Annotated in this window: 19 protein-coding genes; 8 read left to right on the top strand and 11 right to left on the bottom strand. The window is 52.6% G+C overall.

Translation table 11 applies throughout. The annotated features are described in order from the left end of the window. Nucleotides 1–636: 636 nt before the first annotated feature. On the bottom strand, nucleotides 637–1,089 hold the full coding sequence (locus tag AB8Q18_01480; protein ID XDZ51748.1) for a hypothetical protein: 453 nt from the start codon (nucleotides 1,087–1,089) through the stop codon (nucleotides 637–639). A gap of 115 nt (nucleotides 1,090–1,204) precedes the next feature. Here AB8Q18_01480 and AB8Q18_01475 point away from each other — a divergent pair, with 115 nt between their 5' ends. Then, nucleotides 1,205–1,681 (top strand): hypothetical protein, encoded by a 477-nt coding sequence (locus tag AB8Q18_01475; protein XDZ51747.1) that lies wholly within the window; start codon nucleotides 1,205–1,207, stop codon nucleotides 1,679–1,681. Between the two features lie 427 nt (nucleotides 1,682–2,108). After that, nucleotides 2,109–3,725 carry an FMN-binding glutamate synthase family protein gene (locus AB8Q18_01470; protein ID XDZ51746.1) on the top strand — a complete coding sequence of 539 codons (1,617 nt, stop codon included), beginning with the start codon at nucleotides 2,109–2,111 and terminating at the stop codon, nucleotides 3,723–3,725. Between the two features lie 138 nt (nucleotides 3,726–3,863). Here the strand turns inward: AB8Q18_01470 and AB8Q18_01465 are convergent, their stop codons facing one another. Further along, nucleotides 3,864–4,682, bottom strand: coding sequence for an inner membrane protein YpjD (locus AB8Q18_01465; GenBank protein XDZ51745.1), 819 nt, complete (start codon nucleotides 4,680–4,682; stop codon nucleotides 3,864–3,866). A 101-nt stretch (nucleotides 4,683–4,783) separates the two neighbouring features. Between AB8Q18_01465 and ffh the strand changes: the two genes are divergently transcribed. Further along, the gene (gene ffh / locus AB8Q18_01460; protein ID XDZ51744.1) at nucleotides 4,784–6,154 is read left to right on the top strand and encodes a signal recognition particle protein; all 1,371 of its coding nucleotides are present in this window, start codon (nucleotides 4,784–4,786) and stop codon (nucleotides 6,152–6,154) included. A gap of 59 nt (nucleotides 6,155–6,213) precedes the next feature. Beyond that, complete coding sequence (locus tag AB8Q18_01455; protein XDZ51743.1) at nucleotides 6,214–6,510, top strand: hypothetical protein; 297 nt, start codon at nucleotides 6,214–6,216, stop codon at nucleotides 6,508–6,510. Nucleotides 6,511–6,520: 10 nt separating this feature from the next. On the opposite strand, the gene AB8Q18_01450 is transcribed toward AB8Q18_01455, so the two are convergent. After that, the gene (locus tag AB8Q18_01450; protein XDZ51742.1) at nucleotides 6,521–7,423 is read right to left on the bottom strand and encodes a DMT family transporter; all 903 of its coding nucleotides are present in this window, start codon (nucleotides 7,421–7,423) and stop codon (nucleotides 6,521–6,523) included. 110 nt (nucleotides 7,424–7,533) lie between these two features. Here AB8Q18_01450 and AB8Q18_01445 point away from each other — a divergent pair, with 110 nt between their 5' ends. Beyond that, complete coding sequence (locus AB8Q18_01445) at nucleotides 7,534–8,958, top strand: PLP-dependent aminotransferase family protein (protein XDZ51741.1); 1,425 nt, start codon at nucleotides 7,534–7,536, stop codon at nucleotides 8,956–8,958. Nucleotides 8,959–8,998: 40 nt separating this feature from the next. On the opposite strand, the gene AB8Q18_01440 is transcribed toward AB8Q18_01445, so the two are convergent. The 5 genes from AB8Q18_01440 to rlmD all read right to left on the bottom strand — a co-directional run bounded on the left by AB8Q18_01440 (nucleotide 8,999) and on the right by rlmD (nucleotide 17,190). Further along, nucleotides 8,999–10,447, bottom strand: a complete 1,449-nt coding sequence (locus AB8Q18_01440) for an efflux transporter outer membrane subunit (protein XDZ51740.1) — start codon at nucleotides 10,445–10,447, stop codon at nucleotides 8,999–9,001. 24 nt (nucleotides 10,448–10,471) lie between these two features. Continuing rightward, on the bottom strand, nucleotides 10,472–11,599 hold the full coding sequence (locus AB8Q18_01435) for an ABC transporter permease (protein XDZ51739.1): 1,128 nt from the start codon (nucleotides 11,597–11,599) through the stop codon (nucleotides 10,472–10,474). A 3-nt stretch (nucleotides 11,600–11,602) separates the two neighbouring features. Continuing rightward, nucleotides 11,603–14,368 carry a ribosome-associated ATPase/putative transporter RbbA gene (gene rbbA / locus AB8Q18_01430; protein ID XDZ51738.1) on the bottom strand — a complete coding sequence of 922 codons (2,766 nt, stop codon included), beginning with the start codon at nucleotides 14,366–14,368 and terminating at the stop codon, nucleotides 11,603–11,605. 7 nt (nucleotides 14,369–14,375) lie between these two features. Then, on the bottom strand, nucleotides 14,376–15,359 hold the full coding sequence (locus AB8Q18_01425; protein ID XDZ51737.1) for an HlyD family secretion protein: 984 nt from the start codon (nucleotides 15,357–15,359) through the stop codon (nucleotides 14,376–14,378). Between the two features lie 322 nt (nucleotides 15,360–15,681). Then, the gene (gene rlmD, locus AB8Q18_01420) at nucleotides 15,682–17,190 is read right to left on the bottom strand and encodes a 23S rRNA (uracil(1939)-C(5))-methyltransferase RlmD (protein ID XDZ51736.1); all 1,509 of its coding nucleotides are present in this window, start codon (nucleotides 17,188–17,190) and stop codon (nucleotides 15,682–15,684) included. 123 nt (nucleotides 17,191–17,313) lie between these two features. Between rlmD and AB8Q18_01415 the strand changes: the two genes are divergently transcribed. Continuing rightward, entirely contained in the window at nucleotides 17,314–18,204 is an 891-nt protein-coding gene (locus AB8Q18_01415; protein ID XDZ51735.1) for a L,D-transpeptidase, read from the top strand. A gap of 74 nt (nucleotides 18,205–18,278) precedes the next feature. Then, nucleotides 18,279–19,580: an anaerobic C4-dicarboxylate transporter gene (locus tag AB8Q18_01410; GenBank protein ID XDZ51734.1), complete on the top strand. Its 1,302-nt coding sequence runs from the start codon at nucleotides 18,279–18,281 to the stop codon at nucleotides 19,578–19,580. Nucleotides 19,581–19,585: 5 nt separating this feature from the next. Here AB8Q18_01410 and dtd read toward each other — a convergent pair whose 3' ends face one another. The 3 genes from dtd to acpP all read right to left on the bottom strand — a co-directional run bounded on the left by dtd (nucleotide 19,586) and on the right by acpP (nucleotide 21,687). Next, nucleotides 19,586–20,035: a D-aminoacyl-tRNA deacylase gene (gene dtd, locus AB8Q18_01405; protein XDZ51733.1), complete on the bottom strand. Its 450-nt coding sequence runs from the start codon at nucleotides 20,033–20,035 to the stop codon at nucleotides 19,586–19,588. Nucleotides 20,036–20,109: 74 nt separating this feature from the next. Beyond that, on the bottom strand, nucleotides 20,110–21,357 hold the full coding sequence (gene fabF, locus AB8Q18_01400) for a beta-ketoacyl-ACP synthase II (protein XDZ51732.1): 1,248 nt from the start codon (nucleotides 21,355–21,357) through the stop codon (nucleotides 20,110–20,112). Nucleotides 21,358–21,450: 93 nt separating this feature from the next. After that, nucleotides 21,451–21,687, bottom strand: coding sequence for an acyl carrier protein (gene acpP / locus AB8Q18_01395; GenBank protein ID XDZ51731.1), 237 nt, complete (start codon nucleotides 21,685–21,687; stop codon nucleotides 21,451–21,453). A 379-nt stretch (nucleotides 21,688–22,066) separates the two neighbouring features. Here acpP and AB8Q18_01390 point away from each other — a divergent pair, with 379 nt between their 5' ends. Next, the gene (locus AB8Q18_01390) at nucleotides 22,067–23,047 is read left to right on the top strand and encodes an NAD(P)H-dependent glycerol-3-phosphate dehydrogenase (protein XDZ52884.1); all 981 of its coding nucleotides are present in this window, start codon (nucleotides 22,067–22,069) and stop codon (nucleotides 23,045–23,047) included. The last annotated feature ends 92 nt before the right edge of the window (nucleotides 23,048–23,139 follow it).

The following is a 23,139-nucleotide window of genomic DNA, read 5'->3' as shown; positions in this document are numbered from 1 at the left end:
TCACACTTATCGGTTATCTGTTCTGTTAAAGAGCGTTGCTGACTGGGTTTGTTTCGTTCCGTCATCAGCAGAGGAAGCGAATTATGGACGAACCCCTGATAATCGTCAACCCCTATTTGCCATTAATTTGCTAAAAAACCACCAAAAATAAGCAAAAGACTGTTTTAACTGGGTTTTATGCGGCATCTTTTTTAAAAGAATTTATAGGCGGTGCTGGAAAACGGTGAAAAGCCTGTGGTTGTTGGCGTTAACCGTGGCTGAGATTTAAATCAAAAAGGTGAAAATAATGCAAAAAAGCGCAAAGTAATGGGAAAAACTTTAAACATAGCAGCGAAATAGTGGCGAAACTTAAGGGCTGGCCGTTAAATCAACCCCTAGGTGGGCTTGCGCCCACCGAAATGCGATGGAATGCGATGGTGGGTCTCGACCCACCCTACCAATTCACCTATCAGTCTCGGCGCACCCTACGACGTAACAGCTGGGCGTAGGGTGGGTAAAGCGTAGCCTACCCACCGTTTTACAGCACGAACCTCAACACAAGAACAAACAGACAACTGGCGCAAAAGACAAACAAACTTTTTTTACATATATATAGTATACCCACCACAGCGCACATCACCCACATGACTCATGCCATCAACCACGGCCTCTTTGCCATACTCCTGCCCACACGCACATAAACCCACACCAGCTGCCTAACCACCATGACCACGTCTTCATTATGGTCGCGCCATACAGTTCGCCAACAGAATAAGTACTCCAGCTGGCCACTAAATCATGATAAATGCCCACATTCACCAACAGCATCGCACCCAAAGCATACAGGCCAACACACAGCCATAGCGCGCATCGACGACGCCGCAATCCCCACATCAGCGCCAGAAGCGGCAACGACCACCATAAGTAGTCACACAAGACTGCCCACACCGACTCATGGCCTCGATAATGGTTTTGAGCACCCCAACTTTCGTTCTGAATAGCCATCCACGAAGTTTGCCACTGCCAGACCGCGCCCTCATGAATCACATCATAGAGGCCCAAATAAGACTGCGCCGTCCCCAATAGACAGAACCACAACAGCATTGCCATCAACCTACCCATTTTATGCCTTATTTATTTTACATTTACTAGCCCACCCTGATGCTGGCTGCTTTAGCGCCATTATGGCATGATGACCATTCTCTCACCCAAGCCTCTTTAACACATGAGCGACCATTACCTTTATTTTGTGCCGGCCGACCCTGGCTTTGCGCCCTCTTTCGAGGCGCGAGCCGCAGCACTGGCCTATCTTGACCAAAGCTGCGGCCCGTGCGAGGCGCAACATCATCTAGAGGATGACGTCGCCTTTTGGCACGGTGGCGAACATTTTTGCCCACCCAGCTGCCCCCATTGTGATACGGAACTGAGCCTAGAGGATTGGCACCAACACATGGATCAAGCATATTCTGCCGATGACGAACTGACGGGCATCACCCGCTTATTCACCCTCCCCTGCTGCAACCGCCAAGCCAGCCTGGTGAGTTTAAACAACCATGAAGTGATGGCGTTTGGACGCTACGCCTTGCAGTGCCGCCAAACCCAAACCTTAGTCGATCAGGTACAGGCCAGCGACCGCTATTTTTTAAACACTCTATCCCATCTCTTAGGCACACCGCTCGTTTTGGTGTGGCAATGGTCTTAAAACCCTCATTTAGTTAACCTCATTTAAATACTGGCTTTAAGATTAAACTTAATCAATTCAAGAAAAATTTTCATGTTTTAAAACTTTGTTGCGTAGACAACACCTTCACTAGAATATTCAAAAATAAATCTAAAGAACTTTATCACCCCAGTACACTCAAACAGTCGGTATAAAACCTCTGTTTTGACGTGGATTTTAGCCAAATTCTAGCCATTATGGCCTCGATAGATAATTCCTTGGCGACTACCTTTTCACGCCATAAACTGGTACAGTTGCCCCACTTTAAGAATCCCCTTTCATTTACCGTAGCGCTGCTTCAAAATAAGGAAGAGGCTCCTCGGCATGAAAGATTATAGGATTCATCATCTTGTTCATCCATTAAGGAACACTCTAGCGTGAACCAATACTTCGCCTAGGAAAACGCGTTATGAAATTAAATCGATATTCTTTTTTTATTGCCTGCATCATTCTCGCCTTTTTATTCACCCTGATGTCCATCGCCTTAACGCCTTGGCTCTGGATTTTTGCCCTTACCTTCATCACCCTGTCACTCATCGGTGTTTATGATGTCACGCAAAAAAAGCATTCCGTCCTTCGTAACTACCCCATTTTGGGACACATGCGTTATTTGATCGAACTGATCCGCCCAGAAATTCGCCAATATTTAGTCGAAGCAGAAAACGAAGCCCTACCTTTTTCGCGTGCGCAGCGCTCTTTAGTGTACCGCCGCGCCAAGAACCTTTCTGCTGACCAGCCGTTCGGCACCATTTTAGACATCGAAGCCAAAGGCTTTGAGTTTATTGGCCATTCGGTTAGCCCCAAGCCGGTTCAACCTATTTCAACCTACCGCATCAATATTGGTAACGATCAGTGCAGCCAGCCCTACTCGGCTTCTTTATTCAATATTTCTGCCATGAGCTTCGGTAGCCTGAGCGCCAATGCCATTCGCGCCCTGAACAAAGGCGCCAAAATGGGTAACTTTGCCCACGACTCGGGCGAAGGCAGCGTGAGCAAATACCACCGTGAATTTGGCGGCGACGTGATTTTAGAAATCGCCAGCGGCTATTTTGGCTGCCGCACCGCCGACGGCCGCTTCAGCCCTGAAAAATTCGTCAAGCTAGCGGCAGAAGATCAGATCAAAATGATCGAAGTAAAGCTAAGCCAAGGCGCCAAACCTGGCCACGGCGGCATCTTGCCTAAAGAAAAACTCACCCAAGAGATCGCCGTGACCCGTGGCGTGCCCATGGGCGAAGACTGCGTGTCTCCTGCTCATCACCCTGAATTCAGCACGCCGCTAGAGTTGATTGCCTTCTTACAGCAGCTGCGCGAACTCAGCGGCGGCAAGCCCGTCGGCTTTAAGCTGTGTATTGGCTACCCTTGGGAATTCATGAGCATCGTCAAGGCCATGCTCAAAACTGGCTTCACTCCAGACTTTATCGTCGTAGACGGTTCTGAAGGCGGCACCGGCGCGGCACCTTTGGAATTCAGTGACCACATTGGCATGCCCATGCGCGAAGGCCTATTGTTTGTACACAATACCTTAGTAGGCGCTGGCCTGCGTGACCAAGTTAAAATTGGCGCCGCTGGTAAGATCATCAGTGCTTACGACATCATCAGCACCTTAGCCATGGGCGCCGACTGGCTAAACTCTGCCCGCGGCTTCATGATGGCGGTGGGCTGTATTCAGTCGCAAAGCTGCCACACCAATGCTTGCCCAACCGGCGTGGCCACGCAAGATCCGAAACGCCAACAGGCCCTAGTGGTGCCGGACAAAGCCGAGCGCGTGTTCAACTTCCACAAAAACACGTTAAAAGCCTTGGCCGACATGGTTGCTGCTGCTGGTCTAGAACACCCTGAACAAATTACGCCTCACCATGTGTCTCGACGCTTGTCTGATGGCCGTATCCGTCCGTTGTCTACGCTTTACCCCTTCCTAGACAAGAATGCTTTAATTGACGGCACCGTGACCGACTCCTTCTACAAGAAATCTTGGCAGACGGCTTCGGAAAACAGCTTTGATGCCGACATTACCCGCATTTACTAAGCCTTAAACGCTTTGCTCAGACGCCGCCCGATTAAACCAGGGCGGCGTTTTACTTGGCGTCATGGCCACAAAAAAGCCACCGCAGTACGGTGGCTTCTTGACGGTGGCTCTTAAAGGCGTCACATGGGACAATAGGGCTTAACTCACCACTCGACCCAACACTACTTCTAAAACAAACTTACTGCCAATATAGGCCAGCATCAAGCAAATAAAGCCGGCGATCACCCACTTAGCCACGGTGCGGCCGCGCCAGGCAAAGCGCATGCGACCTAGGATCAGTGCGGCATAAATCAACCAAGAAAGAATGCCGAAAACGGATTTATGACTCCAGATAAAGCTTTGGCCAAAAACATACTCCGAGAACACCGTACCGCTCAATACCGAAATGGTCAGCAGCATAAAGCCGATGCCGATGGATTGAAACATCAGCTTCTCTAAGCCCAATAGCGGCGGCAGAAACTGCACCAGGGCTGAAATATTGCGCTTATGTAAGTCATGCTCCAGCTTCCACACCAAGATGGCCAGCAGCGTTGACACGCCAAAGAGGCTGTAGGCCAAAATAGAGGCCAATAGATGCACCAAGAACGGCAGATTACCCGCGCCGTAGCCCATGTGTTGGCCCGGCAAGAAAAAACACAGTACCAAGGACACCACAGCCCAAGGGAACAACAACAGCTGTAGGCCCTGTAAGCGGTGATAAAAACTACCGGCCCAATACATCAGCAACATCAACCAGGTGGTCATGTTCAAGGCGGTGCCGAAACCCATAAAAATCATGTTGTGGCTGAACATATTGCCCCACACAAAATAGGCATGAGCAAACAAGGCCACCCCTAAAATGGCATGTTCACGGATCAGGGGATAAGCCTGACCACTTGATTTTCGCCAAAAGCGATAAATATAGATACTCATCCCCGTGTAGGTGAGTAACAACCCTAGAAATAACCACAGCATCATTTATTCTTCCGTTTTCTGTTTAAAAGGCTTGGGCTCGTGTAAAATGAGTCCTATTTTATCAGGTTCCACTAGTCTAAGTGAATTATTAAAGGACATCCTAGATGTTAGACAATCTATCTAGCCGCTTGGGGCAGCTGGTTAAGACCATGCGTGGTCACGCCCGCCTCACGGAAGAAAATATCCAAGATGCCCTGCGACAGGTTCGCATGGCACTACTTGAAGCCGACGTTGCCCTGCCCGTTGTGAAGTCATTCGTGGCCACAGTGAAAGAAAAGGCCATGGGCCATGAAGTCGTTGGCAGCCTCACGCCAGGCCAAGCTTTTATTGGCGTGGTCAACGACGCCTTAACCGAATTAATGGGTAAGGAAAACGACGCGCTTAATCTAGCCGCCGTACCACCGGCGATTATTTTGATGGCCGGCCTACAGGGTGCGGGTAAAACCACCACCGTGGGCAAGCTGGCGCGCCTATTAAGAACCGAGCAAAAGAAAAAAGTCTTGGTCGTGTCTGCCGACGTGTATCGTCCGGCAGCCATTGAACAGCTGCGCTTATTGGCTGAACAGGTGGAAGTCGAATTTTTCCCATCCGACGTCAGCCAAAAACCGGTGGCCATTGCCACCGCCGCCCTAGACTACGCCAAAAAACATTATTTTGACGTTCTGATGGTCGACACCGCAGGCCGCTTAGCCATTGACGAAGAGATGATGGCCGAGATTAAAGCCCTACACGCGGCCATCAATCCGATCGAAACCCTATTCGTGGTCGACGCCATGCAGGGCCAAGATGCCGTCAACACGGCGCAAGCGTTTAACGAAGCGCTGCCGCTGACGGGCGTGATCTTAACCAAAATGGACGGTGACTCGCGCGGGGGTGCCGCCCTATCGGTACGCCACGTCACCGGCAAGCCGATTAAATTCATCGGCGTGGGCGAAAAAGTCACCGGCCTTGAGCCTTTCCATCCAGACCGCTTAGCCAACCGCATTTTGGGCATGGGCGACGTGCTGTCGCTGATTGAAGACGTGCAAAAAGGCATGGATCATGAAGCGGCCGAAGAGATGGCCAAGAAGTTTAAAAAAGGCAAGGGCTTCGACCTGAACGACTTTAAAGCACAAATGCAGCAAATGAAGAATATGGGTGGCATTGAGTCGCTGCTGTCGAAAATGCCGGGCGAATTCGCCGAGGCTGCTAAAGGCGTGCCGGAAGGCACGGCGGATAAAGCCATGGCACGGGTTGAGGCCATCATTAATTCGATGACCGAGAAAGAACGTAAAAACCCAGCCTTGATCAAGGCCAGCCGCAAACGCCGCATCGCCATTGGCTCGGGCGTGTCTGTCCAAGAGGTCAACAAAATGCTGAAGCAGTTTGAACAGTCACAAAAAATGATGAAGCAGTTCAGTAAAGGTGGCATGGGCAAGCTAATGAAGATGGCTGGCGGAATGAAGGGCATGAAAGGCATGTTGCCTAAATTCTAATCTTTAACCCAGAGCGTTCCTCTGGGTTTTTTAATGCAGCCTCATCTTGGAGAACCGTCATGACTTCACTCACCGTTAGACGCCTCAGCGTACCCACGCTTTATAAACTTTTACTCATAGGCCTTTTGAGCGCACTCTTGCCCATCAGCCTCATCATTGCAGGCTTCGCCTTATTTGGGTTTCAAGTTCTGTCGTTTAACGGCCAGTACATCACAGGGCCAATAGCGCTGATTGCGGCGCCACTTTGGGCCGTCATGATGACAGCGCTGTTGACCTTATTCATGGGCACGCTCATGGCGCTGGGGCTATGGCTATATGCACGCTTTCGGCCCCTACATTTACACTATCATGCCTAATGGGGCCGACTTAATCGGCCTTCACTTTGGTTAAAGCAAACCCTAGCAGCAACAATCCTAAATAGCCCACAAAAGCCAAAGACACGGCTTTACCTTCCAACCACACCGACAACACCACCGCCACCACGGGAAAAATTAAAAATACAAACGACAGCGTAATGGGGCTGAGCTGTTTTAACAGCTGAAAATAGGCCAAGAAACCCAACACCGAAGCCACAAGGCTCAAATACAACAACGCCGCAATAGACAGGGCTGAAAACGCGGCCACATCTGGCGATTCCACCCACCATCCGACCCCAACCAACAACAGAGCCGCAACGCCCACAGGCAAGGTATTCAACGTCAAGGGGTGGATTGTGGCGCCATGTTTTTTAGCATACACATAGTAGGCCGCATGCATGATGGCAGCCGCAAACAGCATTACGCCCCCCCAAATATTTTCATACGCAAAGCTACCTTGCTCGTGCAAGATCATCAACAAGGCAAAAAAGCCCAATAAAACACCCACCACTTGCCGCATGCAAATAGGCGCAGCTAAGAACCACACTGAGAACACCAATAACCACATGGGCATGGTGCTAAAAATTAAAGCCGCCAAACCGGATGAGACAGACAATTCACCGACGTTAATCAATAAATAAGGCACGCCAAAATAGCCAAGCGTGCTGAGCGCAAAAAAACCCAGCTGATCTCGGCGCCACAGGATCGGCGCCTCAAAACGCCAGGCCAAAAACATAAAGACAGGAAAGGCCAGCAAAAAACGTAATCCGGCAGCCGTCATCGGCGGCACTGTCGCTACCGCCAGCTTAATGCCCAGCCACGTTGTACCCCAAGTCAAACACACCATCACAAACAGGCCCATTGTCATCCAAGGCCATCTACCCAACATTCGTTTTTGCATCCACTGCGACATTGCCCGCTCCCTGATTCACCACGCTGATTAAAACCCTAAATTGTAATCGTTACAATTTTAAATTGTTACGGTACAATAGGCGATTCGTGCCACCATACAGAGGCCTACTAATGCCTGTCAATCGCTATATTGATACCGTTACAATCATTAAAGATCAGCCACTTAACCCTGAGCTACCGCTGTATCGGCGTATTGCTGAAGCCATCAGCGCGGCCTTAAGCACCGGCGCCATTGCCACCCACGTCAAACTACCACCCATGCGCCATCTGGCTGATGAGCTTAAAGTTACAGTGGGCACGGTGAAGCGTGCCTATGACGAACTGGAAAAGCGGGGTCTACTGAAATGCACGGTTGGGGACGGCTGCTACACCCAAGCACCCAATACACGTGTCACCGCTGACTTTCTCAACGCCCTGGAGGACGATTCCGCTGACGACTGCATTGACCTAGCCCACAATGCCCACATTTTGGATCCAAGCGCTTTAACGCTGTTTGCTCAGGCCCTACAAAACCTAGCGCAAGATCCTCAACGCATGGCAAAAATCCACCAATACAGCCCTGAAGTCGGCCTATTAAGCCATCGTCAGGCCGCCACCGCTTGGCTCAAACTCAGCCAAGTTGATTGCCGTGCCGACCAGATCATGATCACTAATGGGGCCCAACACGGCCTGTTCTGCGCCCTTGCAACCTTATGCCGCTACGGCGACAGCATTGCCGCAGAACACCTTAGCTATCCAGGCTTAATGATGGCCGCCCGCACTTTAGGCCTGCGCCTACACGGTCTCTCCATGGACGAACAGGGGTTAATACCAGAAGCCTTGTTGGCGCTACTGCAAAAACACAAGCTACAGGTGTTGTATTTAAATCCGACTATCCACAACCCGACTACCCTCACCATGCCCACCACACGGCGCCAGGCGCTGGCCGACATTTGCCACGACCACGGCATCACCATCATTCAAGATGAAGCACTGGGCGTGCTGACCGACACTCAACACCCGAGCTTTGCCACCTTACTGCCAGACGCCACCCTAACCTTAAGCTGCTTATCCAAAGCCATTTCACCGGGCTTACGCATTGGTTATGTAGCAGCTCCCTTAGCCTTAGTGCCCAGATTAGCCGCCAGCATTCGAGCCAACTGCTGGATGGCCAGCCCTTTATCCATAGACATTGCCACCCAGTGGCTCAATGACGGCACCCTCTTTCGGCTACGGGCCCAACAGCGCGCCATCATCGCCCACCGCCTCGCGCTGGCCAAGCCCTTACTCGGTGATTTAAACTACGCCAGCCACCCCGACTGCGCCCACGTGTGGTTAGAACTCCCCGAGCCTTGGCGCGCTGATGAAGCCCAAGCCACCTTAGCCCAACACAATATTCTGGTGAGCACGGCCGAATCGTTCGCCATTGGCCGCCTACCCACACCGCCACGCATACGCGTCAGCCTTAGCGGTAGCGCTCATGAAACCGATGTCATGACCGGCATCCGTACCGTGCAGCAGGTATTACAACAGCCGCTCTCATCACACCGCCCATAAAAAAACCTGCCGAAGCAGGTTTTTTTATGGGCCAAACAACTTAGGGCGCGATCTGGTCATCCGCCTGCCATCCACCGCCTAAAGCCTTATAGAGCTGAATACTGACCAAGGCCCGCTGCTCTTGCGCATTCACTAGGGCGTTGGCAAAATCCTGCGCCTGCAGTCTGGCCTCCAAAACATCTTGCAAGGTTTTCATGCCGCCACGGTACAGCCGATCGGCCTGACCAATTTTGGCCGCTGCTGCCTGATACGCCTGTCCTTGATGCGCCACCTGCCTATCCATGCCGGTGCGTAACTGATAAGCACTGTCCACTTCTTCCAGCGCCTGTAACAACGTTTGATCATAAGCCAATGCGGCTGCATCTAAGCGGGCATCGCTGGCCTTAATATTGGCCCGAATGCGCCCAGCACTAAAAATAGGTAGATGCACGCCGGCGCCTAATAGGCCCACACTGCCCTTCGCGTCGTTAAAGTCAGACAGGCCAATGCGCCCATCTTGCCACAAGAAGTTAATGTAAAACTTAGGCAATAAATCGGCCTTAGCACTGGCCACTCGAGCCGTTTGGCTACGCACTGCAATCGCCCGAGCCTGAACGTCTGGCCGCCGTGTCAACACATCATTGGGCGCTTGCCCCTGCGGCGCAGCGGGCACCTTGGCCAAGACATCTTGTTGACTCACGCCTAGGGTAAAGCCCTGCGGTGTTTCGCCCAACAGCACTGCTAATTGACGCACGTGTCGATCGTGCAGCGCCTGTAAAGGCGCACGCTGCGCCTCTAGGCTACGCAAGCTGGCCGCTACATTGGTGACTTCATAACGCGTCACCTGGCCAGCATTAAAACGCCCTTCCATATAGCGCAGCAATTGACCCAGAGTGAGGATGCTGTCGTCGACAATGCGCATGCGCTTAGCCAAAGCACGCGCCGCCAGATAGTGCTCGGCAATGCCGGAGGCCACCAGCATTTGAGTGCCGTACAGCTGCTGTTCAGCGCCTAAGATGCCTTCTGCCGCGGCCGCTGCATCACTGCGATTACCGCCAAATACGTCTACCTCCCAAATGGCGCTGACGCCCACACTGCGATGGGTATCGTATCGTGTGCTTTCGTTCATCAGCGGCGCCAACAATGTATCGCGCAGCGGGCTTTGATCTAGATCGGTACGCTGGCGCTGGACGCCGCCTTCAAGGCCAATAGTAGGCATCAGCTTAGACGACACCATGGTCGACAGAGCCTGCGCTTCTTGAATCCGAGTCTGGGCAATGGCCACGTCTAAATTATTGGCGAGGCCTTGAGTCACCAGACGCGTCAATTCAGCATCGCCCCAAGCCTGCCACCACTGGGCTAGATCATAGGCTTCGGCCGGCGTAGCCTGACCATGAACATAAGCGTCAGGCAAGGCTACCTGAGAGGTTCTAGGCGTCACGCTGACGCTGGCGCAGCTGGCCAAAAAAGCGCTCAACACCACGACGGTTACTTTATTTAAAGGGATCATGTTCCGACCATTTCTGTATAAAATTTAAGCGGCACGCGCCAACATTTGCCGAAAGCGGCTCAGGGCAACGCTCAAGAACAGGACGCCAGCCACCGCCACCGCCAATAATTCTTTCCACACCACGCTGAGGCCAGCGCCGCGATATAAGATGTCTTGAGTAAAGTTCACAAACTGGGTGGTGGGCAGGACGCGCACCACGTATTGCATGACTTCAGGCATGCTTTCTACGGGCGTCGCTGCGCCAGAGAGCAAATAGGCCACCACGTACACCGGTACGGCCAAAAGACCAAACTGCGGCATGGCGGGCGCCAGCGTCGCCAACAAAATCCCCAATGCCGTCACCGAAAACAAATACACGGCGCAGCCCAGCGCAAACAGCCACAGCGAGCCTTGAATCGGCACCGACAGGCCCAGATGAATCACAAACCACAGCGACAGCATCGACGCCACCACAATGACGGTCCCGTTACTGAAAATTTTGGCAAACGCAATCTCGCTTGGACGCACTGGCATCACCAGCAAATGCTCAATCGTGCCGTGCTCTTTTTCCCGAATCACGGCGGCGCCCACCAAAATAATCGCCAGCACCGTGATATTGGTCACGATTTGCATCACCGAGGTAAACCACGCGGATTCGCCATTAGGGTTATACAGAGTACGCACGGCGGGTTCGACCGGCAGCATTTGGGTGAGGCCCCGCGCATTCATAAAATCCAGCACTTCGGTGGTAAAAATCTGGTTCAAATACACCACACCTAGGCCTGCCTGCGTCATTGCCGTAGCATCCACTAATAGCTGTACCTTAGGCGCTCGTCCCGCCACCAGATCAGCCTCAAAATTAGGCGGAATATCCAAGACAAAAATATAGTCGCTGCGGTTTAAGGCGCCATCTACAGCTTCGCGCTCAATGGTCACCGGCGTCTTAAAAAACGGAGGTAAAATCGCATCGCGCAGACGATGGGATAGCTCAGATCGATCACCGTCCATGATCGCCACCGAGGCATTTGACACCTCGGCCTTGACGCCGTTGGCCACCGAAAAAATCGCAGCGGTAAACGCAAACACGATCAACACCATCAGCGTCCAATCGCCAAACAGGCTACGAAACTCTTTGCCGCTTAAGCGCAGCACGTTCAAAATCCATTGTCTCATTGCCTAGGCCTCCTGCTTTTTCAATAATAGGCTGGCCGCCAACATATACACTGCCGCAAAGCCAAACAGCGCCGCATACATGCTGCCAAAGCTGGCAAAGCCCAGACCTTTGGTAAAGCCACCGAGGCTAATCAGCTGGTACCACGAAGACGGAAAGCCCAAGCCCACCCAATAGCTGCTGCCGGTTAAGGTCGAGACGGGATACAAGAGACCAGAAAAGTTTACCGATGGAATCATGCACAAAATGGCGGTGCCAAAAATCGCCGCCACCTGCGACTTCACAAAACAAGACATCAATAAACCAAGCGCCGTGGCCGCTAAAATAAAGGCAAAAGCACCCAGCGTCATGGCCAAAAACGAACCCTGAACCGGTACCCGCAGCACCAGCACACTGAGCAACACCAGCGCCAAATAGCTGACCATGGCCAAGGCTACATACGGCATCTGTTTGCCCATGAGGTATTGGGTCACGCTGGCTGGCGAAGCGTAGAGATTGGTGATAGAGCCCATTTCTTTCTCACGCACCACGCCCAAGGCCGTCAACATAGTGGGGATCAAAATCAAGGCCAGCATGATCATGCCTGGAGTGATGGCGTAAATACTTTTAAACTCTTGATTATAAATAAAACGTGGCTCTATACTCGCCGGCATGGCCAGCTGCGTCGGCAAACCTGCGGCCCGAACCCAGTCCGTGGTGTAGGCCAGCATGATGCCTGAAATAAAACCGTTGATGTTTTGCGCCGTAAATGGTTGGGCGCCATCGATGTAGAACGCCACCTGCGGCTGCTGTCCGGCCATGAGCTCACGCCCAAAACCAGAAGGCACTTCGATCACCAGCTTAGTGCGGGTTGATTTCAACACCCGATCAATGTCCTCAGTGGTGTGTATCGGCGCCTCCGCCCTAAAATAGCGCGAGCCGTTAAAGTATTCCAAAAACTCGCGGCTGCTCTGGGTTTGATCGCGATCCAAGACGCTAAAACGCACGTTATCCACGTCAAACGACACGTTCCAAGCCGCAATCAAGAGTAAAATAATCGGGCCCAACACCGCAAACGTCAGGCGAATTTTGTCGCGTAAAAGCTCGGTGGCTTCACGCTGAGCAAACGTCCAGGTGGTCGCCAACCACACGCCTAACCCGGTTTTCTGGCCCAAGCTATTGGGAACGTCGGCATCCAGCGCCGCCTGCGTTTCGGCTTCAGAAACCTGGCTGGCATCGCCGGCCATTTCCTCCTCCAAATAGGCGACAAAGGCATCTTCTAGCGTCTCGGCCCGATAGTTTTCTTGCAGCTGTCTGGGCGTACCCACGGCCAGTACGCGGCCTTGGTGCATAAACGAAATGCGGTCGCAGCGTTCAGCTTCATTCATGAAGTGGGTCGACACGAAAATGGTCACCTGTTGCTCGCGCGACAAACGAATCAAATGGCGCCAGAACATATCTCGAGCGGCAGGGTCTACGCCTGAAGTAGGTTCATCCAAAATCAACACCTGAGGCTCATGCAAGCACGCGGCCGCCAACTGTAGGCGCTGGCGCATGCCCAACGACAACTGGGCCGGCTTCACATCGGCCACGTCGGCCAAATCAAAATCCTGTAGACTCTTCGCCACCACGGCAGCGCCCGCAGCGCCTTCAATTTGATACAGCTTGGCGTGCAGCACTAAGTTTTGTCGCACGCTGAGCTCCTCGTAGAGGGAAAACGCCTGCGACATATAGCCAATTTTCATGCGCGTGGCCATATCGCCCGCATCCACCGGCTGGCCCAATAAGTGCGCCGTGCCGCTGGTGGCGTCCAAGAGGCCGGTCAGGATTTTCATGGTGGTGGATTTACCGCAGCCGTTAGAGCCTAAAAAACCAAAAATCTCGCCCTGTGGGATGGTGAAGCTGACCGTATCTACAGCGGTAAACTTACCAAAGCGCTTGGTTAACTCATGCGCTTCAATAGCGGGCACGGCATCAGGATCGGTAACCAAGGGCGGAATCTCCACCCCGCCGCTGCCGGCCTGCTTCTCCTGCGGCAAAAGCTTAATGTAAGCCTCTTCCAAGGTCTGGCTATTGCTGGCGCTCATCACATCACGGGTGCGGCCATTCACCAAGATTTGACCGTCGTCCATAGCCACCAAATGTTCAAAGTTCTCGGCTTCATCAATATAGGCCGTGGCCACGATCACCGTCATGTCCGGTCGATCTTGGCGCAGCGCGTCCACTAAAGTCCAAAACTGACGCCGACTCAAAGGGTCAACCCCCGTGGTGGGCTCGTCTAGGATCAGTAAATCCGGATCATGTACCAAGGCGCAACACAGGCCCAGCTTTTGCTTCATGCCGCCCGACAGCTTACCCGCAGGACGATCGGGAAACGGTGCCAAGCCTGTGGCCACCAAGAGACGGTGAATGCGCGCTTCGCGTTCGGCTCGGCTCAGGCCAAATAAATTGGCAAAGAATGCGATGTTTTCATACACCGACAGCGTGGGATAGAGGTTACGCCCTAAGCCTTGAGGCATGAAGGCGATGCGCGAAGACAGTGAATCGCGATAGGCTTTATCGTCGATGTCGCCACCGAGCACGGCCAATTCGCCCTCCTGTAATTTCTTTACCCCAGAAATCAACGACAGCAGCGTCGACTTACCCACGCCATCTGGCCCAATCAGGCCGATGGTGGTGCCTTTGGGCAGCGTCAACGACACATCCACCAGCGCCTGAGCGCCTTGATAGCGATGGGACAACCCCGTGGCCACCACGGCATAGTCTGATACAGAAGGCGTTTCAACGGCCATGGCGACGCTATTCCTTAGGTAGTTTAACGGTTAACGATTCAGGCCAGCTCGGCTGAGCGCTCAGGCCCACATAGCCATTGCCAGTTAAGCCGCCTTTGAGTAAATCTTTATATTTAAGCGCCACATCTTCTGGAATCTGTAGCTTGACCTTATACATTAATTTTTCGCGCTCGCTGCTGGTCTCCACATATTTAGGCGTGAACTGGGCCTGGGCCGAAATAAACGACACCGTGGCCGGGAACACATAGTCTAGGCCATCCACCACAATGCGCGCTGGCGCATTTAAACGCAGCTGACCAATGGTGTCGGTCGGTAAAAACAGCGTCATGTAAGCATCGGCCGAATTCAACAGGGTCACGATCTTACCGCCCGCAGGCACCACGGCACCCGGTTCAACAATACGATATTCGACTCGGCCGGCAATCGGCGCCCTCACCACCATGTCGTCGTTCACCGACTGAATGCGGTTGATTTGCGCCTGCGCTTCTTGTACCGCAGCCAAAGCTTCACCCTTAGCCGCCTGCGCCGCCGCTACGCCCGAACGCTCGCCTTGCGCCGCGGCCTGACGGCGATCCAGCTCCACTTTAGAGATCAAGTCATCTCGGCGCAGTTTCAAAGCTTCATTCAGCTCAATATCGGCCACGCGCTGACGCTCGAAGCGTGCGCTGCCCTCAGCTTCAGCCCGCGCCACTGCCTGCTCGGCGCGCTGTTTGGCTGCCTTAGCCGCCGCTAGCTGCGGTGCCGTTTCCGAGGCCGATAGTTCGGCCACTACATCATCCAGGGCTAAATCTTGGCCCTCCTTAGCCGGAATCGTCAAAATTCGACCCGGATACAGCGTTGCCACATCTACTCGACCCAGCTCTAAGCGGCCATTAACGCCGGCGATATCGGCGGGTAATCCGCTGCCTTGCTGGGCATTCAGCCAAATCGCACCACCGGCGATTAGGGCTAAACCCACCACACCGCCCAAAATGAGTTGTTTTTTATTCATGTCGTCCGTCTTGTCTCTAACGATAGGGGATAATGTAAAAAGAGAGGAGTGATACCAATGCGGCATAATAAACGCCGATTTCTGTAGTTATACCGCCTCACCGACGCAGGGTCAACCGACTAAAAACTCTAACAAAGTGTCAATATCCTGCTGATTTAAATGAGTTTTATAAGTAAATCAATCGCTTCAATCTTTTAAACATACTATAATATATTTAGTAAAGTATTGATTAATCGCCGCCCGTTTGTCTATTCCCCGCTTGGCCTAGGGCGACAAAAAAAGCCGAGTCACATGGACTCGGCTTTGGGGACGCAATCAACAACTACACGTCAGCAGCGCCTTTATCGGCTTCGGCTTGGGCAGCCTTCGCTGCTTCTAAGGCTTTTTTCTCCGCCTTCGCGGCGGCCTTAGCGGCTTTGGCTTCTTTAATGCGTGCATCTTGGATGGCCTTGGCTTCGGCTTCAGCCTGAGCCCTAATCGCTTCTTTGGCGTGTGCCACGGCAGCATCTTCCGGGTTCATTTTTTCAAATACCCCGATCGACTCAACGTGGGCCGTGTGCGGGAACATATTGATGATGCCCGCATGCTTGAAGTGATAACCCTTACCGGCCAATACAGCGGCATCTCGCGCCAAGGTGGCAGGCTTACACGACACGTACACAATGCGCTGCGGCATGGTTTCGTACTGGAGCGCCTTCACCAGCTCAAAAGCGCCATCGCGTGGTGGATCGATTAACATTTTGTCAAAGTGGCCTAAGGCCGCTACGCTTTCTTCGGTCACCAAGAACAGGTTGGCCACTTGGAACTCAACCCGATCCGCCAAGCCGTTGTGAACGGCGTTTTCTTTGGCGCGTTTCACCAAGGCCTCAGAGCCTTCAATGCCGACCACGGTGGTGTTGTAAGAGGCAATCGGCAACGTAAAGTTACCAATGCCGCAGAACATGTCGGCAATGCGCTCGCCCGGCTGAGGGTCCAGTAAACGCATCGCGCGACTCACCATCACCTCATTAATGCTGGGGTTGACCTGGGTAAACTCGGTTGGATGATAAGGCATTTCAATGCCGAAATTGACCAACTCGTAGGTTAAAGGATGCGTCACCTCTGGGTAGAAAGGGTACACGGTGTCTGGCCCCTTAGGCTGTAGCCACAGCTGGAGCGGGTTGGCTTCAGTCGTGTGGGCATCAATAAAGGCACGCATGATGTCCTCATCCGCCGGCGTCATCGGGTCCATCACTCGGAACACCATCACCGTCACATGCTCGCCCACCGCCCATTCAATTTGCGGCATGCGGTTGTAAATCGACAGTTTGGCGATCACTTCACGCAATGGATCAATCAAGTCGGACACGTGCTTAGGCAAAATACGGCATTCGTGCATGTCTAAGATATAAGGCGCACGACGCTCGTGAAACCCCACCAGCACCGATTCTTTTTTGGCCACCCACTTCACCGACATCCGCGCGCGATGGCGGTAGCCCCATGCAGGCCCAGCAATCGGCGGCAGCATCACTTCGGGCTTCACCTTACCGATGTGGCTTAAATTGTCTTCCAAAATACGTTGTTTAACCGCCACTTGGGTTTGAAACGCCACATGCTGCATCGAACAGCCACCGCACACGCCATAATTAGGACATTCAGGCACTTCACGCGCCGAAGAGGCCGACAAAATTTCGACCGAATCGGCCAGCTCAAAAGCCGCCTTACGACGGTAAGACCGATACTCAACCGTTTCATAAGGCAGCGCATTGCTGATGAAGATGGTTTTGCCATCGACGTGGGCAACCCCTTGACCCTCATGATCAAGTGATTCAATTTTTGCTATATTAGACACAGAAACCATCCGAAAAGTAATATTTAATCAAACATTCTCAAAATAGAGCGTTATTCTAACATTTTTTTGACCAATTTCAGTTATGATGATTTGAAATAACTCTATTAATACTGAGGGGTCTTTATGAAACGTCTCTTACTAACCACGCTCATCTGTGGCAGTACATCTTTGGCTTTTGCTGGCGAACTCCTGCCCGACGTTGCGCCCAGCGAATCCCTCCAACACATTGTGGTCAACGTACCGCAACAACGATTGTTTTTCTACGAAAACAACAAAATCGTCAAGGTGTACCCTATTGTGGTTGGCAAGAACGCCACCAAAACCCCGCTTGGCTCTTATAAAATAGGCGCGACTCATCGCAATCCGACCTGGCACGTGCCGCAATCCATCCAAAAAGAAATGCGCGCCAAAGGCCAAACCCCAGTGCAAACCATCGCCCCCGGCCCGAAAAACCCTTTAGGCCCCGTCTTCATTCGCTTTGGCGATCCGAAACTGGGCCTGGGCATCCACGGCACCAATGCACCGAGCGTGATTCCTGGCGTGCGTAGCCACGGCTGCGTACGCATGAAAAGTCCAGAGGCTTTAGAAGTAGCGGCCAAAGTGCAGCGCGAAACCGAAGTGTCGGTGATCTACCAAATGGCGTCGCTGAACCAAGACGCCGACGGTCGGTTATGGTTGGCGGCCTATAAAGACCCCTACTTCCAAAAGAATTTAGACAAACCTAAGCTATTGGCCACGATTAAAGCGTGGTCAAAAGAAACCGGCAAACCGGTAAACGATGCGCTGGTGTCCAAAGTATTGGCCAATCAGTCGGGCTTAGACAACTGCATCTCGTGCGTCAACAGCACGGGAAAAAATAGCATTAAGGGCGATTTAATCCCCCTTAACTGGACCGATGGTCAACTTGAGCGTCCCGTCATTGAACCTGCCGCCCCCGCCGTGATCGACACGCCGGCAGCGGCCGCAGAACAGGATAGCCACAGCTCGGGACAAGGCGTGGAGGCCTTGCCCTAACCATTTGGCGCCAGGCATTACGGTTTACTAATTGAGTGACAGTAACCATGCCACTCCTATTCTAGGAGCAAATCATGTTGGCGTTCGAATTTGTCATTGTCTTAATGGCAATTTATTTAGGGGCCCGCCTTGGCGGGATTGGGATTGGCTTTGCCGGCGGTTTAGGGGTGTTGCTGTTGACGCTCCTGGCCGACATCAAGCCTGGGCACATACCCTATGATGTGATCCAAATCATCATGGCGGTGATCGCCGCCATTGCCGCCATGCAGGTGGCCGGCGGGATGGATTATTTAGTTAGCCTGGCCGAAAAGCTGCTGCGCAAACACCCTAAATACATCACTTTTCTGGCCCCCATCGTCACCTACAGCATGACCATCATGGCCGGCACTGGCCACACCGCCTTTTCCACCCTCCCCGTCATCACCGAAGTCGCCAAAGGCCAAGGCATTCGGCCGTCGAGGCCGTTGTCCATCGCCGTCGTGGCCTCGCAGATCGCCATCACCGCCTCGCCTATTTCAGCAGCAGTGGTGTTTGTGGCTGGGCTGCTTGAGCCGCTGGGCGTAGGCTATCTGACCTTATTGGCCATCGTCTTACCCACGACGTTTGCCGCCGTGATGCTCACCGCCTTATTGAGTAACTTCTTGGGCGTTGAACTCAAAGACGACCCCATCTATCAAGATCGTTTGGCGCGTGGGCTGGTCAGCGCCGAACGCGTTCACGCCCAGGCGCTTAAGCCTCAAGCCAAACGTTCTGTGCTGCTGTTTTTACTCGGCATCCTAGCCGTGATGCTGTACGCCACCGCCATCAGCCCCTCGGTTGGCCTGATCAGCGACCCGACTTTAGGGCGAGACGACGCCATTGTGGTGTTTATGCTCAGTATCGCCACCGCCATTACCCTATTTTGCCATGTCGACACCGCTGCCATCCTCAACGCCAGTACGTTTAAATCGGGCATGAGCGCCTGTATTTGCGTCTTAGGCGTGGCGTGGCTGGGCGATACTTTTGTGCAGGCCCATCTAGAGGACATCAAAGACGTGGCCGGCGCCCTATTGCAAGATGCGCCGTGGCTGCTGGCCGTGGTGCTGTTTTTTGCCTCCACGCTTTTATATTCTCAGGCGGCCACGGCCAAAGCCATCATGCCAGCGGCGCTGCTTCTGGGCGTCAGCCCGCTTACTGCGGTGGCGTCTTTTGCAGCCGTGTCGGCGCTGTTCATTCTGCCCACCTACCCAACGCTGATTGCCGCCGTCCAAATCGACGACACAGGCTCTACCCGCATCGGTCGCTATATATTTAACCACCCGTTTTTAATTCCGGGCGTGGTGGCGATTACGCTGTCGGTGGCGTTTGGCTTTTTGCTGGGCAGCGTGCTGCTGTAAGCGGTTTAACGAACTTGGCTGTCCAGCCACAGCGTGACCGGCCCATCATTGACCAAGGCCACCTGCATGTCGGCGCCAAACTCACCAGTAGGCACCGACTTGCCCAAGGCCTGCGACAGCTCATGCACAAATACATTAAACCAATGCAGGCCAATGTCTGGCGGAGCCGCATGGGCATAAGAGGGACGATTGCCTTTATGGGTTTGGGCAAACAGGGTGAACTGGCTCACGGCCAACGCCTCTAGGCCGGTATCCAATAGAGACAGATTCATCACGCCTGCGGCGTCATCAAAAATCCGCAGCTTGCTGATTTTTTTCACCAAATAAGCCACATCAGCCTCGTTGTCGTCTGGCCCCACGCCCACCAGCAGCAAAACGCCAGCGCCAATTTCGCCTATGGTTTCGGCGTCGACCGTCACCGCAGCCTGACGCACCCTTTGTAATAATATTCTCATGTACTAATCACTCTTTCTAACAAAAAGGCTGCCTGAACGGATTCAGACAGCCTTTTTAATCTAACGCGTGTCGCTTAGATTTTCTTGAACACCAAAGTACCGTTGGTGCCGCCAAACCCAAACGAGTTTGAAATCGCCGCACGAATCGTCATCTCGCGCGCACCTTCTTTACAATAGTCTAGGTCACAGCCGCCTTCAATATCTTGATCAAAGATGTTGATGGTCGGGGGTGAAATTTGGTGATGCACGGCCAAGGCTGAGAACACCGCCTCAACGCCGCCAGCACCACCCAAAAGGTGACCCGTCATTGATTTAGTCGAATTCACTACCAAATTTTTAGCGTGATCGCCAAAGGTACGCTTCACGGCCGTGGTTTCAGCCACGTCACCTAAAGGCGTAGACGTACCGTGAGCATTCACGTAATCCACGTCTTCTGGGTTTAAGCCAGCATCACGCAAGGCATTGCTCATGCCCAAAGCGGCGCCAGAACCGTCTTCGACTGGTGCAGTAATGTGGTGGGCATCAGAACTCATGCCAAAGCCAACCAGCTCAGCATAAATGGTCGCGCCACGTTTTTTGGCGTGTTCGTATTCTTCCAACACCAAAACGCCGGCACCCTCACCCATCACAAAGCCATCGCGGCCCTTATCCCAAGGACGCGAAGCCGTTTTAGGATCGTCATTGCGGGTAGACAAGGCTTTACAAGCCGCAAAGCCGCCAATGCCTAACATGGTCACCGCGCCTTCAGCACCGCCCGCCACCATGATGTCGGCGTCACCGTATTGAATCATGCGCGCAGAGTCACCAATACAGTGGGTACCGGTGGTGCAAGCAGACACAATGCCGTAGCTTGGGCCTTGATAGCCTTTAAGAATCGACACGTTACCGGCAATCATGTTCACGATCGAACCGGGAATAAAGAATGGGCTGATTTTACGCGGGCCGCTGGCTTCTGCCTGACGACCAGTCTCTTCAATCATGGGTAACCCACCGATGCCGGAGCCAATATTGACCCCCACACGGGTTTTGTCTAGGCCTGGAATATCATCCAGCTGTGCATCATCAATCGCTTGCAAAGCGGCAGCAATCCCGTAATGGATGAACACATCCATGCGGCGCGCGTCTTTGCTCGAAATATACTGAGTCACATCAAAATCTTTTACTTCCCCGGCAAACTGACAGGCAAGATTAGATGCATCAAATCGGGTAATGGTATCGATACCACTTTTACCAGCCAGCAAATTTGCCCAGCCTGTCGCAATATCGTTACCCACTGGCGACACGTGGCCTAAACCAGTAATGACTACTCTTCTTTTACTCATACTTGATCCCAAAAAAGTAAAAAACCTCTGTTTAGCTGGCTTAAGCCATCAGCTTAAGCAAACGAAACAGAGGCTTGCACCTATCGACAAGACTTACTTAAGATTTGCTTGTACGAAATCGATGGCTTGTTGTACTGTGGTGATTTTTTCTGCTTCTTCATCAGGAATTTCGCACTCAAATGCTTCTTCCAAAGCCATAACCAATTCAACAGTGTCTAAAGAGTCAGCGCCCAAATCATCTTGGAAAGAAGATTCATTTTTAACTTCAGCTTCGTTAACGCCCAATTGTTCGGCAACGATTTTTTTTACGCGCTGTTCGATATTTTCCATAATAAGATTCCTTTACACCTTTCAAAATGAGGAAAGTTCTAATTCGGTGAGATTGTACCGAAAAAAATTAGAGTTTCCTATCTATTTATTTCAAAAAATTAACTATATTAACCAAATCACTAGCTTAATCAATGCGTAACACCCATCAAGCCAGCTTCATTTCTAGTAAAAATGTGCGGTTTTTACGTGTCTTTTCAACAGTAAGCCGCACTAATAGCGCATATGATACTTTTAAAACGCACGATATACCACTAAAATTTTCGCTAGCCCACGCAGAATTTACGATAAAAATCAGCGTAAAGCCAAGTATTTCGCTAAACGGCGATTATTTTTGTTAGAATTTAAACCCTCTTATATCCGCATAAAGAACCTTGTCATGATGAATATTGCCGTGATTGGCGCCGGTGCGTGGGGTACGGCCCTAGCCATCCACTTTGCTGCCGAACACCAAGTGTCTTTATGGACGCGCAATCCCGAAGACTGTGCCCAAATGGCACAGTCTCGTACCAATGAACGCTATTTAGCCGGCTTTGCGTTTCCCGCTGGGCTATCTATTGCCCCGTCTTTGGCTGCCGCTTGCGCCGAAGCCGACCTAGTGTTGATCGCCACATCGGTAGCGGGCCTACGCCCGACGCTATTGGCACATGACTTTACCCACACGCCCATCATCACGGCCTGTAAAGGCTTTGAAGAAGGCACCGGCCTATTGCCACATGAAGTCATTCTCGACGTTTACCCAGAGCATGCCTGCTACGGCGCCCTTTCTGGCCCGAGTTTTGCGCAAGAGCTGGCCCAAGGCCTACCTTGCGCCGTGACCCTGGCCGCCCCAAATGAGGCATGGATTACCGACGTCGCCCAGCAGCTCAACAACCAAACCTTACGTCTTTACGCCAACACCGACATCATTGGCGCTGCCATCGGTGGCGCGGTTAAAAACGTCATGGCAATCGCCACCGGCATCGCAGACGGCCTTAACTACGGCCTCAATGCTCGCGCAGCCTTGATGACGCGGGGCTTGGCCGAAATCAATCGCCTTGCCATCGCCAGCGGTGCCCAAAATACCACACTCATGGGTTTAGCCGGCATGGGCGATCTGATTTTAACCTGTACGGGCAACCTGTCGCGCAACCGCACCGTTGGTCTGAAGCTGGCCGAAGACAAGAGCTTACCGACGATTTTGGCCGAGCTTGGCCACGTAGCGGAAGGCGTGAAAACCACTAAGGAAGTCGCACGCTTGGCTCAGAGCAAAAACATCGACATGCCCATCACCGCCATCATCAGCCAATTGCTAGATGGCCACATCAAGGTAAAGGCCGTGGCCGAACAGCTGATGATGCGCGACCCCAAGCAGGAAGATTGAACGTTTTGGCCAAAACGCACTCCATCTTATGAGCAGGCTCTCTGACCTAAAGAGTCCATCCACATCCGCCCCAAAGCCAGATTTTACAAGGC

This window comes from Neisseriaceae bacterium CLB008, assembly GCA_041228285.1.
GTDB lineage: Bacteria > Pseudomonadota > Gammaproteobacteria > Burkholderiales > Neisseriaceae > JAGNPU01.
The sequence above is the reverse complement of the archived record's forward strand: the minus strand, read 5'-3'. Positions and strand labels throughout refer to the sequence as shown.

Coding starts and splice junctions, on each gene's coding strand:
- AB8Q18_01465 (XDZ51745.1), bottom strand. CDS start 4,682: ATGATGCTGTGGTTATTTCTAGGGTTGTTACTCACCTACACGGGGATG.
- AB8Q18_01470 (XDZ51746.1), top strand. CDS start 2,109: ATGAAATTAAATCGATATTCTTTTTTTATTGCCTGCATCATTCTCGCC.
- AB8Q18_01475 (XDZ51747.1), top strand. CDS start 1,205: ATGAGCGACCATTACCTTTATTTTGTGCCGGCCGACCCTGGCTTTGCG.
- AB8Q18_01450 (XDZ51742.1), bottom strand. CDS start 7,423: ATGTCGCAGTGGATGCAAAAACGAATGTTGGGTAGATGGCCTTGGATG.
- AB8Q18_01390 (XDZ52884.1), top strand. CDS start 22,067: ATGAATATTGCCGTGATTGGCGCCGGTGCGTGGGGTACGGCCCTAGCC.
- dtd (XDZ51733.1), bottom strand. CDS start 20,035: ATGAGAATATTATTACAAAGGGTGCGTCAGGCTGCGGTGACGGTCGAC.
- AB8Q18_01425 (XDZ51737.1), bottom strand. CDS start 15,359: ATGAATAAAAAACAACTCATTTTGGGCGGTGTGGTGGGTTTAGCCCTA.
- ffh (XDZ51744.1), top strand. CDS start 4,784: ATGTTAGACAATCTATCTAGCCGCTTGGGGCAGCTGGTTAAGACCATG.
- AB8Q18_01445 (XDZ51741.1), top strand. CDS start 7,534: ATGCCTGTCAATCGCTATATTGATACCGTTACAATCATTAAAGATCAG.
- AB8Q18_01440 (XDZ51740.1), bottom strand. CDS start 10,447: ATGATCCCTTTAAATAAAGTAACCGTCGTGGTGTTGAGCGCTTTTTTG.
- rbbA (XDZ51738.1), bottom strand. CDS start 14,368: ATGGCCGTTGAAACGCCTTCTGTATCAGACTATGCCGTGGTGGCCACG.
- AB8Q18_01480 (XDZ51748.1), bottom strand. CDS start 1,089: ATGGCAATGCTGTTGTGGTTCTGTCTATTGGGGACGGCGCAGTCTTAT.
- AB8Q18_01415 (XDZ51735.1), top strand. CDS start 17,314: ATGAAACGTCTCTTACTAACCACGCTCATCTGTGGCAGTACATCTTTG.
- AB8Q18_01435 (XDZ51739.1), bottom strand. CDS start 11,599: ATGAGACAATGGATTTTGAACGTGCTGCGCTTAAGCGGCAAAGAGTTT.
- AB8Q18_01455 (XDZ51743.1), top strand. CDS start 6,214: ATGACTTCACTCACCGTTAGACGCCTCAGCGTACCCACGCTTTATAAA.
- fabF (XDZ51732.1), bottom strand. CDS start 21,357: ATGAGTAAAAGAAGAGTAGTCATTACTGGTTTAGGCCACGTGTCGCCA.
- acpP (XDZ51731.1), bottom strand. CDS start 21,687: ATGGAAAATATCGAACAGCGCGTAAAAAAAATCGTTGCCGAACAATTG.
- AB8Q18_01410 (XDZ51734.1), top strand. CDS start 18,279: ATGTTGGCGTTCGAATTTGTCATTGTCTTAATGGCAATTTATTTAGGG.